Annotated in this window: 15 protein-coding genes; 11 read left to right on the forward strand and 4 right to left on the reverse strand. The window is 62.0% G+C overall.

Annotated features, from left to right (window positions below):
* The first annotated feature begins 49 nt into the window (after window positions 1-49).
* From PQQ95_RS29520 to pgm, 9 genes are all read left to right on the forward strand, one after another.
* Entirely contained in the window at window positions 50-1,915 is a 1,866-nt protein-coding gene (locus PQQ95_RS29520) for a bifunctional 3-(3-hydroxy-phenyl)propionate/3-hydroxycinnamic acid hydroxylase (protein WP_408443994.1), read from the forward strand.
* A gap of 1 nt (window position 1,916) precedes the next feature.
* Entirely contained in the window at window positions 1,917-2,867 is a 951-nt protein-coding gene (locus PQQ95_RS29525) for a 3-carboxyethylcatechol 2,3-dioxygenase (protein WP_408443997.1), read from the forward strand.
* An 18-nt stretch (window positions 2,868-2,885) separates the two neighbouring features.
* Window positions 2,886-3,707, forward strand: coding sequence for a 2-keto-4-pentenoate hydratase (locus PQQ95_RS29530; RefSeq protein ID WP_408444000.1), 822 nt, complete (start codon window positions 2,886-2,888; stop codon window positions 3,705-3,707).
* Window positions 3,708-3,719: 12 nt separating this feature from the next.
* Window positions 3,720-4,661, forward strand: a complete 942-nt coding sequence (locus PQQ95_RS29535) for an acetaldehyde dehydrogenase (acetylating) (RefSeq protein ID WP_408444003.1) — start codon at window positions 3,720-3,722, stop codon at window positions 4,659-4,661.
* 13 nt (window positions 4,662-4,674) lie between these two features.
* Window positions 4,675-5,691 (forward strand): 4-hydroxy-2-oxovalerate aldolase, encoded by a 1,017-nt coding sequence (gene mhpE / locus PQQ95_RS29540; protein ID WP_408444006.1) that lies wholly within the window; start codon window positions 4,675-4,677, stop codon window positions 5,689-5,691.
* Window positions 5,692-5,809: 118 nt separating this feature from the next.
* Window positions 5,810-7,045 carry a 3-(3-hydroxy-phenyl)propionate transporter MhpT gene (gene mhpT / locus PQQ95_RS29545; RefSeq protein ID WP_408444009.1) on the forward strand — a complete coding sequence of 412 codons (1,236 nt, stop codon included), beginning with the start codon at window positions 5,810-5,812 and terminating at the stop codon, window positions 7,043-7,045.
* An 80-nt stretch (window positions 7,046-7,125) separates the two neighbouring features.
* The gene (locus PQQ95_RS29550) at window positions 7,126-7,995 is read left to right on the forward strand and encodes an alpha/beta fold hydrolase (RefSeq protein ID WP_408444012.1); all 870 of its coding nucleotides are present in this window, start codon (window positions 7,126-7,128) and stop codon (window positions 7,993-7,995) included.
* 423 nt (window positions 7,996-8,418) lie between these two features.
* Window positions 8,419-9,285, forward strand: coding sequence for a sensor histidine kinase (locus PQQ95_RS29555; protein ID WP_408444015.1), 867 nt, complete (start codon window positions 8,419-8,421; stop codon window positions 9,283-9,285).
* A gap of 309 nt (window positions 9,286-9,594) precedes the next feature.
* Window positions 9,595-11,253, forward strand: coding sequence for a phosphoglucomutase (alpha-D-glucose-1,6-bisphosphate-dependent) (pgm, locus tag PQQ95_RS29560; protein WP_408444018.1), 1,659 nt, complete (start codon window positions 9,595-9,597; stop codon window positions 11,251-11,253).
* A gap of 97 nt (window positions 11,254-11,350) precedes the next feature.
* Here pgm and PQQ95_RS29565 read toward each other — a convergent pair whose 3' ends face one another.
* From PQQ95_RS29565 to PQQ95_RS29575, 3 genes are all read right to left on the reverse strand, one after another.
* Window positions 11,351-11,488 (reverse strand): hypothetical protein, encoded by a 138-nt coding sequence (locus tag PQQ95_RS29565; protein WP_408444021.1) that lies wholly within the window; start codon window positions 11,486-11,488, stop codon window positions 11,351-11,353.
* An 18-nt stretch (window positions 11,489-11,506) separates the two neighbouring features.
* Window positions 11,507-11,818: a hypothetical protein gene (locus tag PQQ95_RS29570; RefSeq protein ID WP_408444024.1), complete on the reverse strand. Its 312-nt coding sequence runs from the start codon at window positions 11,816-11,818 to the stop codon at window positions 11,507-11,509.
* 83 nt (window positions 11,819-11,901) lie between these two features.
* Window positions 11,902-12,384, reverse strand: a complete 483-nt coding sequence (locus tag PQQ95_RS29575) for a Spy/CpxP family protein refolding chaperone (RefSeq protein WP_408444026.1) — start codon at window positions 12,382-12,384, stop codon at window positions 11,902-11,904.
* 600 nt (window positions 12,385-12,984) lie between these two features.
* Here PQQ95_RS29575 and acs point away from each other — a divergent pair.
* Together acs and PQQ95_RS29585 are read left to right on the forward strand one after the other, a co-directional pair.
* The gene (gene acs, locus PQQ95_RS29580) at window positions 12,985-14,967 is read left to right on the forward strand and encodes an acetate--CoA ligase (protein WP_408444029.1); all 1,983 of its coding nucleotides are present in this window, start codon (window positions 12,985-12,987) and stop codon (window positions 14,965-14,967) included.
* 96 nt (window positions 14,968-15,063) lie between these two features.
* Window positions 15,064-15,663 carry an acetate uptake transporter gene (locus tag PQQ95_RS29585; RefSeq protein WP_408444031.1) on the forward strand — a complete coding sequence of 200 codons (600 nt, stop codon included), beginning with the start codon at window positions 15,064-15,066 and terminating at the stop codon, window positions 15,661-15,663.
* On the opposite strand, the gene PQQ95_RS29590 is transcribed toward PQQ95_RS29585, so the two are convergent.
* Entirely contained in the window at window positions 15,638-15,874 is a 237-nt protein-coding gene (locus tag PQQ95_RS29590) for a hypothetical protein (protein ID WP_408444034.1), read from the reverse strand. The two genes, PQQ95_RS29585 and PQQ95_RS29590, sit on opposite strands and share 26 nt — an antisense overlap.
* Window positions 15,875-16,064 lie beyond the last annotated feature (190 nt).

The following is a 16,064-nucleotide window of genomic DNA, read 5'->3' on the forward strand; positions in this document are numbered from 1 at the left end:
CGCTATCTGAAGCGAGCGCGGTTGCGCCGCGCACGAGAAAGGAGACAGCATGACCTCACCCCTTGATCCGGTGGCCGCTCAAGACCGCCGCGAGACTGTGTTTGCCGATGTGGCGATTATCGGCGCCGGACCCGTCGGTCTGATGATTGCCAACTACCTCGGCTTGCAAGGCGTGCGCGTGGTACTGGTGGAGAAGCTCGAACAGATCATCGATTATCCCCGTGCCATCGGCCTCGACGACGAAGCGCTGCGTGTGTTTCAGTCGGTCGGCCTCGCCGACGCGCTGCTGCCGCACACCACGCCTGACCACTGGATGCGTTTCGTCACGCATGCGGGTCACTGCTTTGCCTCGATCGAACCACGTACCGACGAGTTCGGCTGGTCACGCCGCAACGCATTCATCCAGCCGCTTGCCGATCGCGTGCTGTTCGAAGGCCTGCGCCGTTTTCCGCACGTCGAGGTGTGGTTCGACCACAGCCTGACCTCATTCGCGCAAGACCAGTCGGGCATCACGATCGAAACCGAAGACGCGGGAGGCGAACGCCGCACGATCCGTGCGTCTTATATGGTCGGCGCGGATGGCGGCAACAGTTTCGTTCGCCGCCTGCTCAACGTGCCTTTCGAAGGACGCACGAAGCCGAATCAATGGATCGTGGTGGATGTGCGCAACGATCCGATCGGCTCGCCTCATGTCTACATGCATTGCGATCCGAAACGGCCTTACGTGTCGGCCGCTTTGCCGCACGGTATCCGCCGCTTCGAATTCATGGTGATGCCGGGCGAGACAGAAGAGGAACTTTCGAAGCCGCAAAACATGGCCGCGCTAATCCGCAAGGTGGTCGCCGATCCGGAGAAAGTGGACTACATCCGCAAGCGCGTTTACACGCACAACGCGCGCCTCGCGAGCACGTTTCGGGTGGACCGTGTGCTGCTCGCGGGTGACGCCGCGCACATCATGCCGGTGTGGCAAGGGCAGGGTTACAACAGCGGCATTCGTGACGCGAGCAACCTCGGCTGGAAGCTGGCGATGGTGGTCAAGGGTCTCTCGGACAGCGCGTTGCTGGACACTTACACCGCCGAGCGCCGCGCGCATGCGCGTTCCATGATCCATCTTTCCGAAGTGGCCGGCGACATCTTTGCGCCGACCAGCCGCTTTGGCATCAGGTTCCGCGATGCGTTCGTCCGCACGTTCAATCTGTTTCCCGCGGTCAAACGCTACTTTGTCGAGATGCGTTTCAAGCCGATGCCGCGCTATGAAACCGGCGTGGTGTTGTTCGCCGAACGCAAGCGCAAACATGGTGTGCTCGCGCGCGTGCTGGAGCGCTCGGGCCATTCGGCGCCGGGACGCCTCCTCGGGCTGATGAGCGAGAAGCGTGAGTCGCTGCTCGGGCGCCTCGTATATGGCCGCGATCCGCTATGTCTTTCGCCGGTGGGCCGCATGTTCATTCAACCGCGCGTGCGGACCGTGGATGGCCGCGTCGTGCGTCTCGATGACGTGCTCGGCAACCGGTTCGCGATTGTCGGCTGGGGTTCCGATCCGACCTTCGGCCTGTCACCGCTCGCACGCGAAATCTGGCAACGGCTGGGTGGCTGCTTCGTGCTTGCGAAGCCGGATACGCAACTGGATTTCCACGACGATGTACCCGACGACGTGATCGCCATCGGCGACGTGAATAGCCGCCTGAAGGACTGGTTTTCGCGTGTGTCGGAATCTGTCGTGCTGCTGCGTCCCGATCGTTTCGTTGCGGGCATGTGCACGCCGCAACAGATTTCGGCGCAAATCGGCGAACTCGCGGAGCGGCTCAACCTGCAGCCGGCCGATCGGCAAGCCGATTCCGCTGCCGCTGCCGCATCCGCGATAACCACTGCGGCAGTGCTCCGCGACAGCGGCTTTGCAGTCGCAACGGGAGCCTGACATGCCCATGCTGCTCGAATGCCTCTCGCACACGCCGCTCACGGGTTACCACGACCCTGCGCCGGAAATCGTCGCTGAAGTGGAACAGCGTCATGCGGCGGCGCGTGCCCGCGTCGTCGACTTCGATCCTGAACTGGTCGTCGTGTTCGCGCCGGACCACTACAACGGATTTTTCTACGACGTGATGCCGCCGTTCTGCATCGGCGCATCGGCAGTGGCGATTGGCGACTTCAACAGTCTTGCCGGTCCGCTCGCCGTGCCGGCTGACATCGCGCTCGAACTCGCCGAAGCGGTGCTCGCCAGCGACGTCGACGTGGCAGTGTCGTACCGGATGCAGGTCGATCACGGCTGTGCGCAAGCGCTGGACATTCTCACAGGCGGCCTCGATCGTTATCCGGTCGTGCCCGTATTCATCAACTCGGTGGCGCCGCCCATGGCGTCGTGCCGCCGCGCGCGTTTGCTTGGCGACGCGCTCGGCCGTGCGCTGGCGCGGTCGACCAGGCGTGTGCTGGTGATCGGCTCGGGCGGTATTTCGCACGAGCCGCCGGTGCCGGAGCTGGCCGGCGCCAGCGACGAGGTCGCGGAGCGGCTCATTGCCGGCCGCAATCCTTCCGTTGAATCGCGCGCTGCGCGCGAGGCGCGCACGGTCGCCGCCGCGCGCGCGTTCGCCGCGGGCGACAGCCGCTTGCATCCGCTCAATCCCGAATGGGATCGCGCGTTTTTGAAGCTGCTGGAGGCCGGCGATTTGACCGCGCTCGACGGCTTCACCGACACCGCGATCACGCGCAATGCCGGCAAATCCGCGCACGAGATTCGCACGTGGATCGCGGCATTCGGCGCACTGAACGCATATGGGCCGTATCGCGCGACGCTCGACTATTACCGGCCGATCCCCGAGTGGATCGCAGGCTTTGGCGCGATGCACGCGCGGCCTGTTGCCGAACACGCATAGCAGAATCTGGGAACCGCCATGAACGATCAAAGCAATATTCAAACGCTGGCGTTGCGGCTGCGCGAATCGGAACGCACGCGCCAGACCATCGCGCCGCTGCGCGACGACGAGCGATTTGCCCGCATCGAAAACGCGGCCGACGCAGCGCGACTGGCCTACGCCGTACAACAGAGCAACGTCGAGGCGCGGCTGAAAGCTGGTGAGCGCATTGTCGGCCGCAAGATCGGACTGACTTCGCCCGCAGTGCAACGCCAGCTCGGTGTGGATCAGCCGGATTTCGGTGCGCTGTTCGCCTCGATGGCCTATGGCGACAACCAGCCGATTCCACTCGGCGAGCTGATTCAGCCGAAGGTCGAAGCGGAAATCGCGCTGGTGCTCGAACAGGATCTCACTCACGACAAGCACACTTACGCCGATCTGATTCGCGCCACGGCCTACGCCGTCGCCGCGATCGAAGTGGTGGACAGCCGCATCGAAGGCTGGAATATCCGCTTCGTCGATACCGTCGCTGATAACGCGTCGAGCGCGCGCTTCGTGGTCGGCAGCCGTCCGGTGTTGCTGCGCGACGTGGATCTGGCGGCGTGTGCGATGACGCTGTCGAACGATGCCGACATTCTTTCGCGCGGCAACGGCGCCGCGTGCCTCGGCAATCCGTTGAACGCTGCCGTGTGGCTCGCCGACCGGATGGTCCAGCTCGGCACGCCGCTGCGCGCGGGCGATGTACTGCTGACCGGCGCGCTCGGCCCCATGGTCGCAGTGACGCAGCCAGGCACCTTCAGCGCGCAGATCGACGGCCTTGGCAGCGTTCGCGCGACTTTCTCCGCATCAGCAAACATTTGATTGAGGACTGACATGGCAAGCGAAAAACTCAAGGCCGCGATCATCGGCTCGGGCAATATCGGCACCGATCTGATGATCAAGATCATGCGCCACAGCCGGCATCTTGAGATGGCGGCGATGGTTGGCATCGATGCGGCCTCCGACGGCCTCGCGCGCGCCGCGCGTCTCAGCGTGGCGACCACGCACGAAGGTGTGGAAGGGCTGACCCGTCTGCCCGTATTCGACGATATCGACTTCGTGTTCGACGCGACGTCGGCAGGGGCGCACGTGAACAACGACGCGTTCCTGCGGGCGCTCAAGCCGGGCATCCGTCTGATCGATCTGACGCCGGCCGCGATCGGCCCTTACTGCGTGCCGGTGGTGAATCTCGACGAGCATCTCGACGCCCGCAACGTGAACATGGTGACGTGCGGCGGTCAGGCGACGATTCCGATGGTCGCGGCGGTGTCGCGTGTGGCGAAGGTGCATTACGCGGAAATCGTCGCGTCGATCAGCAGTAAATCGGCCGGTCCCGGCACGCGCGCGAATATCGACGAGTTCACCGAAACCACCTCGAAGGCAATCGAAGCGGTGGGCGGCGCGGCGAAGGGCAAGGCGATCATCGTGCTCAATCCGGCGGAGCCGCCGTTGATGATGCGCGACACGGTTTACGTGCTCTCCGAACTGGCCGATCAGGCGCAAGTGGAAGCGTCGATCGAACAGATGGCCGCCGCTGTGCATGCATACGTGCCGGGCTACCGGCTGAAGCAAAAGGTGCAGTTCGACGAAATCTCTGCCGCCGCGCCGTTGAATATTCCAGGCCTTGGCCGCTTCAGCGGTTTGAAAACCTCGGTGTTTATCGAGGTAGAAGGCGCCGCGCACTATTTGCCCGCCTACGCCGGCAATCTCGACATCATGACTTCAGCCGCGCTCGCGACCGCCGAGCGTATGGCGCAATCGCTCGTGCAGGCTTAAGGAGACGCATCGAATGGACAAGAAACTGTATATCTCCGACGTGACGCTGCGCGATGGCAGCCACGCGATCCGTCATCAGTATTCGATCGACAACGTGCAGCAGATCGCGCGTGCGCTCGACAAAGCGAAGGTGGACAGCATCGAAGTCGCGCACGGCGACGGGTTGCAGGGATCGAGCTTCAACTACGGCTTCGGCGCGCATAGCGATCTCGAGTGGATCGAGGCGGTAGCGGATGTGGTCGGGCACGCGCAAATCGCCACGCTGCTGCTGCCGGGCATCGGCACGATTCACGATCTGAAGGCCGCGTACCAGGCGGGCGCGCGCATTGTGCGCGTGGCCACGCACTGCACCGAGGCGGACATCTCGAAGCAGCACATCGAATATGCGCGCGAACTCGGCATGGACACGGTCGGTTTCCTGATGATGAGCCATATGACCACGCCGGAAAACCTTGCCGTCGAGGCGAAAAAGATGGAGCGCTACGGCGCGACCTGCATCTACGTGGTCGATTCGGGTGGCGCGATGAACATGAACGACATCCGCGCGCGCTTTCGCGCATTGAAGGCCGTACTGAAGCCCGAGACGCAAACCGGCATGCACGCGCACCACAACCTGAGCCTGGGCGTGGCGAATTCGCTCGTCGCGGTGGAGGAGGGTTGCGATCGTATCGATGCGAGTCTCGCCGGCATGGGCGCGGGTGCGGGTAATGCGCCGCTCGAAGTGTTCATCGCCGCGGCGGAACGCGCGGGCTGGAACCACGGCACCGATTTATACACGCTGATGGACGCGGCCGATGACATCGTGAGGCCTTTGCAGGATCGTCCGGTTCGCGTCGACCGCGAGACGCTCGCACTCGGCTATGCCGGCGTGTACTCGAGTTTCCTGCGCCACTCGGAAGTCGCGGCGAAGAAGTATGGCCTGAAGGCCGTCGATATCCTTGTCGAGCTGGGCCGCCGGCGAATGGTGGGCGGCCAGGAGGACATGATCGTCGACGTTGCTTTGGATCTGAAGCGCACGGCCAACGCGTAGCACCTTCCCATGGATAACTGACGTAAATACGGCGCACGGCGTACAAACCGTTCGCCATCCTCATTACCACAGCGATATCGCCACCAAGAGCGATGCTGATCACACACTGGAGACTTTTATGCAGCGATCAACGAACACCCGGGCAAGCGGTGCTGTCACCGTCGGGCTATGCCTCATCGTCGCGCTTCTGGAGGGGCTCGATCTGCAGTCCACCGGCGTCGCCGCACCGCGCATGGCGCGTGAGTTTCACCTGGCCGTTGCGCAGATGGGCTGGGCGTTCAGCATCGGTGCGCTCGGGCTGCTGCCTGGCGCCGCGATCGGCGGACGTCTTGCCGACAAGCTCGGCCGCAAGTGCGTGCTGATGCTTTCGGTTGCGCTGTTCGGCATTTTCTCGATCGCAACCACACAGGTGTGGGACCTCAATAGCCTGTTGACGGCGCGCTTTTTGACGGGCCTCGGCCTCGGCGCCGCTATGCCGAACCTGATCGCGCTGTGCTCGGAAGCGGCGGCACCGCACCAGCGCAATACGGCGGTGGGTGCGATGTATTGCGGTATGCCGTTCGGCGCGGCGCTGGCGGCGGTGATCGGCATCGTCAGTCCGGGCGACGAAGGCTGGCGGCATATCTTTTATGTCGGCGGCGTGGGGCCGCTTCTGGTCCTGCCCTTGCTCGCCATTTTCATGCGCGAGTCGGCGCACTTCGTGGCGGCTCGCTCGGAAGCGGGCGGGTTGCGCAGAGCATCGACGGGCATTGCTCAGGCGCTGTGGAAGGAGGGCCGCGCCGGCACAACCGTCGCGTTGTGGATCAGCTACCTGGGCACGCTGATCGTGTTGTATTTCCTCATCAACTGGCTACCGTCGCTGGTGTTGAGTCGCGGTCTCACGCGAGTGCAGGCGAGCGTGGTGCAGATGATGTTCAACATCGGCGGCGGGATCGGCGCGATCGTGATCGCGAGCCTGATGGACCGCATCGGCCGCCGCCGTACGGTGTTCGGCATGTATGTGGGCATTGCGGCGGCGTTGGCGGCGCTCGTGGGCGCGAGCGGCGGCACGTCGATGGCGTGGGGCGGATTGCTCGCAGGTCTGTTTCTGGTGGGCGGCCAGTCGGTGTTGTATGCGCTCGCGAGCAGCCTCTATCCGACGGAAGTGCGTGGCACAGGCGTGGGCGCCGCCGTTGCAGTCGGGCGCATGGGCTCGATCCTCGGACCGTTGATCGCGGGTCAGTTGCTCGCCATTGGTCAGAGTGCGTCTGTGCTGTTGAGCGCGAGCATTCCGTTGATCGTTGTTGCGGCCATCGCGGCATGGCTCGTAGTCGGCAAGTCCGCGCCTGTTTATACAGCGGCCGCCGCGCAATAGATTGGCGGCCTGATAGCTATGCGGGCTTGCTGCGGAAGGCGGCCTGCGATCAATTTACTCCTGAGAAAAAGGAATTCAACATGAGCTCGAATGGACCGGCATTCACCGAAGCGTCGACCAGCAAATTTGTGCGTATCAAGGAAGACGGGCGCGACGTGCAACTGCACTACAACGATGTGGGGCAGGGCGAGGAGACGGTGGTGATGCTGCATGGTTCGGGACCCGGCGCGAGTGGCTGGGCGAACTTCAATCGCAATATCGAGCCGCTCGTCGCGGCGGGCTACAGGGTCATCCTGATGGATTGCCTGGGCTGGAGCAAGAGCGACCCGATCGTGTGCGAAGGCTCACGCTCCGAACTCAACGCACGCTCGCTCACGGGCTTGCTCGACGCGCTCGATATCGAGCGTGTGCATATCATTGGCAACTCGATGGGCGGACACAGCGCGGTGGCGTTTGCGCTGGCTGAGCCGAAGCGTGTCGGCAAGCTGGTGCTGATGGGCGGCGGCACGGGCGGTCCGAGCCAGTTCGTGCCCATGCCGACGGAGGGTATCAAGCTGCTGCAGGGGCTTTATCGTGAACCCACGATCGAGAATCTGAAGCGGATGATGAACGTGTTCGTGTTCGACACCCAGGCACTGACCGACGACCTCATGCAGGCCCGGCTCGCGAATATGCTCGCGCGGCGCGATCATCTGGAGAACTTCGTTAAGAGCCTCGCAGCCAATCCGAAGCAGTTCAATGATTTCGGTCCACGGCTTAGCGAAGTGGCGGCGCACACGCTGGTGATCTGGGGCCGCGATGACCGTTTCGTGCCGATGGACGTCGGTCTGCGGCTGGTCGCCGGAATGCAGAACGCAGAGATGCATATCTTCAACCGCTGCGGGCACTGGGCGCAGTGGGAGCATGCTGAGAAGTTCAACCGTATGGTGGTGGAGTTTCTCGCTCGTTGAGCGAAGCGGGGGTATTCATCGAAACACGCACGCATGGCGCGCTTTAGAGACGGACAGGAGCGAAGCCGTGCGCGCCCTTGCGAAATCATAAATATAGCTTCTATTGCTTCCGTGGAAAGCAGGCAACAGATCGTCGGCATTCTGGATGCCCCCGACCTGCATGATCGGCTGTGATGCTTATGTTGCGGGGCGAGTCTCGCCACGTACAAGAACGTGTGCCGTCGTACGAGGTTCCTCACTGGTTTTTTGCTGATCTGACCGGTACCGGACAGACTGACCGCCATGTCGGTGGAATGCTTGATTCTCAACCTGTGTCGACCCGTGCCCGTCAGGTCACTCTCGCGAGGCAGGTCACGGCAAACCGCCGTCTATAGATCCATCGTAGGTCCATCGCTTTCACCAGGTGGATGATCGGGGGTAGACATGTCAGCGCATCCAGGTTCTTTCCGTTGGTTCGTCGGCGCGCCCAATGCACGCCGTGCAGTTTTGGCAGACGAAATGATGGAACAGGCGCAACAACGTTCCATCATGGAGCTTTCCGGGTGTGCTTCGCAACCGGTCAAGCATTTCGACGCGTTGCGACTCAAGGACGAAATCCTTGCGATGGCGGCGCATGAACTTCGCGGGCCTTTGACGCCGCTGCAGTTCGCTGCGGATCATATCCGCAGGGCGTCAGCCGATCGAGCCGAAGTGTTGCGGTCAGTCGATATGATCGATCGGCAGATCGCGCAAATCGCACGGCTTGCCGAGGATTTGATGGACGCGATGCGAGTCGAACGTGGGGCGCTGCGCGTGAGTAAGGTCCCGATCGACGTCGTCGCGGTACTTGCTGCTCCGCTAACCGCAGCTGCCCTGGCAGCGGCGCGGCGCAAGCAGACTTTAACGGTCCAGATTGCTGACAGGACATTGCGCGTTGACTGTGATCCTGTTCGCCTCGCGCAGGCCGTCAACAATCTCCTGCACAACGCGCTGAAATATACGCCGGAAAACGGGTGTATCACATTGAAAGTGCTTGCTGAGCGCAACGTTCTTGTCTTGTCCGTGAAGGACGATGGCATGGGTATCTCGGATTCGCTCATGCCGCATATCTTCGAACTTTTCGCTCAAGCCAGCAGAACGATAGGGGCAAGTGCTGGTGGATTGGGGATAGGTCTTGCCGTCGTGAAGGCCGTTGCGGAGTCGCATGGCGGGACTGTGTCGGTGTTCAGTGCGGGTCCAGGTGCAGGCAGTGAATTCACGCTTCGACTGCCCGTCGTGGTGCAGGCGTGCGTAAAGGAGCGGCTAGCGTGATGGCGCATTCCTGATAGCGGCTGATTGGGAGACGTTTGTGGGTCGAGTATTGCGTCGAGCGATGCAGGATAACGCCAATGCACTTCTTTCGTGATTTCGGGGGTGTCTCATGTCGGGTATCAATCAACCTCACGACAACCCTCTGCTTGCCGTGATGCCTGAAGCAGGATGGGCCCGCACTGGGCCGCACGTAGCGCAAGTGGATATGCCGCTGGGACAGGTCGTCTATGGAGAGTCGTGGTCAGAAAGATAGATGCGAGCGAACCAGGGTGCCGCCCTCATGAGTCTCGACTAGCACAGGATATCGCGATGAATATCAATCCTCTCGCCGGAAAACCGGCACGTCATGAGATGCTGGCCAACATCCCCCGGCTGGTCACGTCGTATTACACAGAAAGGCCCGACCCCGCAATACCGGCGCAGCGGGTCGTGTTCGGTACCTCCGGGCATCGCGGTTCGGCGTTCGCGTGCAGCTTCAATGAGTGGCATGTGCTCGCCATCACGCAGGCGATTTGCCATTATCGGCGGCAGGCGGGTATCGACGGCCCGCTGTTTCTCGGCGTCGACACGCATGCACTGTCTGAACCCGCTTACGCGAGTGCGCTCGAGGTGCTGGCCGCCAACGGCGTTGAGGTCATGATTGCGCAAAACGGCGAATACACACCCACGCCGGCGGTGTCGCACGCAATCGTCGCGTACAACCGCGGCCGCACTGCAGGACTGGCGGACGGCATCGTCGTGACGCCGTCACACAATCCGCCGGAAAGCGGCGGGTTCAAATACAACCCACCGAGCGGCGGCCCGGCCGACGAGATCGTGACCGGCTGGATCGAAGTGGCAGCGAACGGATTGCTCGAAAGCAAGCTTGATGGCGTGCTGCGTATGTGTCTATCGAAGGCGCTGCGCGCCACGACGACACACCGGCATGACTTCCTCAACGCCTACGTTGGCGATCTCGTCAGCGTCATCGATATGGATGTGGTGCGTGGCGCGCCGATCGTCCTGGGAGTCGACCCGCTTGGCGGCGCGGGTGTGCACTACTGGGGGCCGATTGCGGAGCGCTATGGCCTGAATCTGAGCGTGGTCAACGACGACGTCGATCCAACTTTCCGTTTCATGAGCGCCGACTGGGATGGGCGGATTCGCATGGATCCGTCGTCACCGTATGCGATGCAAACGCTGATCGACCAGAAGGATCGCTTTGATGTGGCCTTCGCGTGCGACACCGATCACGATCGTCACGGCATCGTCACGCGGCACGCCGGTCTGCTGAAGCCGAATCACTATCTCACGGTCCTCGTCGATTATCTGTATTCTCATCGGCCCCTGTGGCGCGCTCATGTAGCGGTGGGAAAAACCGTTGTCAGCAGCCAGATGATCGATCGTGTGAGCGAGAGGCTCGGCCGTACGCTTTACGAAGTGCCTGTCGGATTCAAATGGTTTGTCGACGGCTTGCTCGACGGCTCGCTTGGCTTCGGCGGGGAAGAGAGCGCGGGTGCCAGTTGTCTGCGACTCGATGGCACCGCGTGGACGACTGACAAAGATGGCATCGTACCGGCGTTGCTGTCAGCCGAGATCACGACGCGAATTGGCCGCGATCCCGCGGAAATATACCGGGATCTGGCCCAGAGGATGGGGGAGCCGGTTGAACGTCGCGTGCAAGCCGTAGCAACGGCGCAGCAGCGCGCGACGTTGGGGCGACTCTCGCCAGCGCAGTTTCCCCACACCGAACTGGCCGGCGAACCGATCGAGCAGGTGCTCGACCGTGCGCCGGGCAATCACGCGCCCATCGGCGGCATCAAGGTGATCGCGAAGAGCGGTTGGTTTGCGGCACGTCCGTCAGGAACCGAAGATATCTACAAGATCTATGCGGAGAGCTTCCTGGGTGAAGATCACCTGACGCGCATCGTTGAGGAAGCCCAGGCGATGGTGGATGACATGCTTGCGGAACATGCGCTTCGCCTATGATCGCGCTCAGTCGTAGAGATTCAGAGACTGGCTGACGGTATCGTGGCTGCCACCCGATCTCGCACCGCGCAGCCGCGATGAACGCGGTACGCCCTACCTAGTAATGGTCGTGAGCCTCGTGATAGTCGCCACCGCCGTGGTGGTCGCCGCCGCCGACCGGGACGAGGATGCACGCACTCAGGCCGGTAATCAGCGACAGCGCGATAAGCATCCATACACGTGTTTGGTTCTTCATTTCCATTCCCCATTGAAACTAGAGCGGCAGGAACAAGCTGATTCCAGGGGCCTCCTGCGGTGCATAAACAACCGGCGGTGCTCCGTAGCCTCCGTAGCCATAGTCTTGATTGCCGTAAGTGTGGCCATTGCGATGATGATCGTCATGCCGGTACGCCTGGCGTGGGGCGGCATGGTTTTCGCCATGCTGCTGGCCGCCGCGGTGAGGCTCTGCCGCTTGCAGAGGCGCTGTTGTGACGAGGCAGGCGATCGCTAACGTGAGGACAGGTGCGCTCAAAAGTCGTGCTCTCATCGCGCCCTTGTCAGGTGTGCGGGTGATTGAAGTTTTCATGGTGTATTCCTTGGTTCGGACCGGCGCTCACGCGATAGTGCGCGGCGCCGGTTCGGCTGCCGATTGCGTGGCGCGGCTCTGGGTCATCCCTTCTTCGCCGCATGGTGGGTGTCGCTGCGGAAAATCAGATCGGCGTTGTGCTTCTGCGTATCCGACATGCTGTTGTAAAGCGTCTCGAAGACCGACGTGAGTTTCCTGACACCATCAGCGTGAGCATCGACAACCTGACCATAGGATCGGAGATCGTCGACCGCGCTCATGTTGCTGGCGTTAGCCGTGCGGGACTGCCTGAGCGAATCCATCGCACTGGCGTTGTCGCGCATGGCCTGGGCGACGGGTTGCCAGAGGGATTCCTGGTCAGCCGTGATCTGAAGCCTCGTATGAAGGTTGTCGATGCGGGTATCGACTGGGGTATGGGTTGCCACGGTCATGACGCGCGCGCTTGCCTGAGTCTGCCCCGGAGTGGCGGCGCTTGTCGGCGTGCCGAGCGTCGCGATGGCTAGAAGCAGCCCTGCCGCGAGCATAGGCGTGGGCCGGCGTTGGAAAGGGGTGGTCGTGCGCTTCATGGCTTCTCTCCCAGGTAATTCGGTCGGGGATCGAATTGCCTGCAAAGTACCGATGCTGCGAGCGCGCTGCGAGCGAATTCGATTGAATAAAAGACTTATGCCACCGCATCCGATCGGGGTCTGTCCGATGGCGGACGTTTGCGTGCAAGGTTGGCATCGATTTGCCGAGCGGTCGGTACGGCGACGGACATCGCGACTTCTCTTCCCGCGCGTTGGGGCCGGCTCCGCACTTGTACGGCACCGTACCGACCTTCGCCCAGGTTAAGCGCACCGTGATTGCAGGCGCCTGGCGTCTCTCATCCAAAGGCGCTCGAGACACCCTCGCGCAGTATGATTTTCTTTGATCGCTCGCCCGGGCCGCTCCCTCCAGCACGGAGTGGCCATCATGCCCACAATCCGACAACGCTATTTCTTTCCGCCACGCTCGTGGCGCGGACAGTCGCTGCTATGCAATGGCGCGGCAAGACAGATCACTTTGCGTGATTTCGTTCCAGCGACGCAAGCGCTTTCCTCTGCGCGTGCGGAGTTGAATCTCGTGCGCGAATTGAATTGCGACGGGATCGTTCCGAACTCATGCCTGAACCCGTGCGGGAGCAAAAAATGTTAGTCACCGATGTCACTGCCCCGATTCTTCAAGAACCGCAGGTATTCCTTCCGTCCGCGGCGATTTCGGCGCACGCTGCGATCTCCGGGATGGACGCGTACTGGGCGCTCGTCGCGGAAGCAGAACGCGATTACGAGGGCTTCTGGGCGCGTCTTGCCAAAGAGACGCTGAGCTGGAAGAAGCCGTTCATCAAGGTGCTCGACGAATCGAAGGCGCCGTTCTACACCTGGTTCGAGGACGGCGAACTGAACGCGTCGTACAACTGCCTGGACCGTCATATCGAGGCGGGCAATGGTGAGCGCGTCGCGATCATCTTCGAAGCCGACGACGGTACCGTGACCCATGTCACCTACCAGGATCTGCTGCATCGTGTGTGCCGCCTGGCCAACGCGCTGAAGAAGCGCGGCGTGAAGAAGGGCGACCGCGTGGTGATCTATATGCCGATGTCGGTCGAAGGCGTCGTCGCGATGCAGGCATGTGCGCGAATCGGCGCCACGCATTCGGTCGTGTTCGGCGGCTTCTCGTCGAAGTCGCTCAATGAAAGACTCGTCAACGTGGGTGCGACAGCGCTTGTCACCTGTGATGAACAGATGCGCGGCGGCAAGGCCTTGCCGCTGAAGAATATTGCGGACGAAGCGCTCGCGATGGGCGGCTGCGAGGCCGTCAAGAGCGTGATCGTCTACCAGCGCACCGGCGGCAAGGTGGCGTGGCACGAGGGCCGCGACCTGTGGATGCACGAACTCATGCAGGCCGAGTCCGATCAATGTGCGCCCGAATGGGTCGGCGCCGAGCATCCGCTCTTTATCCTCTATACGTCCGGTTCGACCGGTACGCCCAAGGGTGTGCAGCACAGCACCGGCGGCTTCCTGCTGTGGGCCTCGCAGACCTTGAAGTGGACCTTCGACTGGAAGCCCACCGATGTGTTCTGGTGTACCGCCGACATCGGCTGGATCACGGGGCACAGCTATATCGCGTACGGTCCGATGGCACTAGGCGCCACCCAGGTCATGTTCGAAGGCGTGCCGACTTATCCGAACGCGGGCCGTTTCTGGGAGATGATCGCGCGCCACAAGGTGACGCTGTTCTACACCGCGCCGACTGCCATACGCTCGCTGATCAAGCTGGCGGAGGCCGACGCCAAGGTGCATCCGGACGCCTACGACCTGTCGACGCTGCGCATTCTCGGCACGGTCGGCGAACCGATCAATCCGGCAGCATGGATGTGGTACTACGAGCACGTTGGCGGTGGCCGCTGCCCCGTGGTCGACACCTGGTGGCAGACCGAAACCGGGGGGCACATGATTGCGCCGATGCCGGGCGCGACGCCACTCGTGCCGGGTTCCTGCACCTTGCCGCTGCCGGGGATCATGGCGGCGGTGGTGGACGAGACGGGGCAGGATGAGCCGGACGGAAAAGGCGGCCTCCTCGTGATCAAGCGCCCCTGGCCGTCGATGCTACGTACGGTGTGGGGCGATCCTGCCCGCTTCGAGAAGGGGTATTTCCCGGAAGAACTCGGCAGCAAACTGTATCTCGCCGGCGACGGTGCGGTGCGCGACAAGGAAACCGGCTACTTCACCATCACAGGACGGATAGACGACGTGCTCAACGTGTCCGGGCACCGGCTCGGCACGATGGAGATCGAGTCAGCGCTGGTGGCCAATCCGCTTGTCGCGGAGGCTGCGGTGGTTGGATGCGCGGACGAAACGACGGGCGAGATCGTCTTTGCCTTCGTAGTCTTGAAGGGCGCACGCCCCGAAGGTGAAGAAGCGGAGAAGATCGCTAACGAACTGCGGGCATGGGTCGGCAAGGAAATCGGGCCGATCGCGAAACCGAAAGTGATCCGCTTCGGCGAGAATCTGCCGAAAACACGTTCTGGAAAAATCATGCGTCGTTTGCTGCGCTCGCTGGCGGCAGGTGAGGAGATCACGCAGGATGTGTCGACGCTCGAGAATCCGGCCATTCTCGACCAGCTCGGCTAATCGACACCGGCATCGCGCGCTGGGTATGTAGAAGCATTTTCCGTCAACCGGCGGTGAACCGTGAACGCCGTGTTGACGGAACCTCAGGAGCAGGCAATGAGCAATACCGCCGTTTTACCGAAGCTATCGAATCCTGCCCCGCTGGGTCTCGCGGGCTTTGCGTTGACTACATGGTTGCTGAGCATGATCAACGCGGGCTGGTTTAGCGGCGACGGGATGGGAATCGTCCTGGCTTGCGCGCTTGCCTATGGCGGCACTGCGCAGGCAATCGCCGGGATTATGGAGTTGCCGCGCGGCAATACATTCGGCGCTACCGCGTTTCTGAGCTACGGCGCGTTCTGGTGGTCGTTTGCACTATTCGTTCTGTTTCTGCATGACAAGGTGTCCGCCGCGTTCGTTGGTTGGTATCTGTTTCTATGGGGCGCGTTCACTTTCTACATGTGGTTGGCCACCTTTCGTTCGCCGCGTGCACTTCAGGCTATTTTTCTGGCGCTCTGGATCACTTTCTTTTTGCTCGCTGCGGGGGAGTGGACTGGCTCAAGCGCCCTGCACGTGGCGGGAGGATATATGGGGCTCGTTACCGCCGTCCTGGCGTTCTATCTGTCGGCAGCCGCTCTGATGAACGAGGTCTATGACCGCATCGTCTTGCCTATTGGTGAGCCGCGGATTTTCAAGCGACACGCCGTCCTTCTGTAACGTCCCCCGGTGACACGCCACGCTCGAACTCGTTGAAGAGTTTGAGCAACCGGGCCACGCGTTTGGTACCGTCGGGCAAGAGGGCCTGCTGTGCCTCCAGGGCTGTGACGCGTTGCCGCCAGTACGGTAGCGAAAGCGAACTGCCCCGTTCGAGTAACGGTAGAACGTATTCAAGGTGTGCCAGATCTTTGGCGAAATCATGCAGTGACATTCATTTTCCTTTGGGAGGCTGGTCAATGCCTCAGCCACAAGGTAAGCCGACTCGGGTTCGGCGTCTGCACGTTACCGTACAAGGCACAAATAAGCGTCCACGCATCGCAGATAGCCGGCAGTTTGTACGCTGACGTACCGCTTCCGGAGCCGATCGGGCGTAGTGTCAGAGTCATTATCTGCAGAAGTGG

The sequence above is a fragment of the Paraburkholderia caffeinilytica genome, from assembly GCF_046030355.1.
Taxonomy (GTDB): Bacteria; Pseudomonadota; Gammaproteobacteria; order Burkholderiales; family Burkholderiaceae; genus Paraburkholderia; species Paraburkholderia caffeinilytica_B.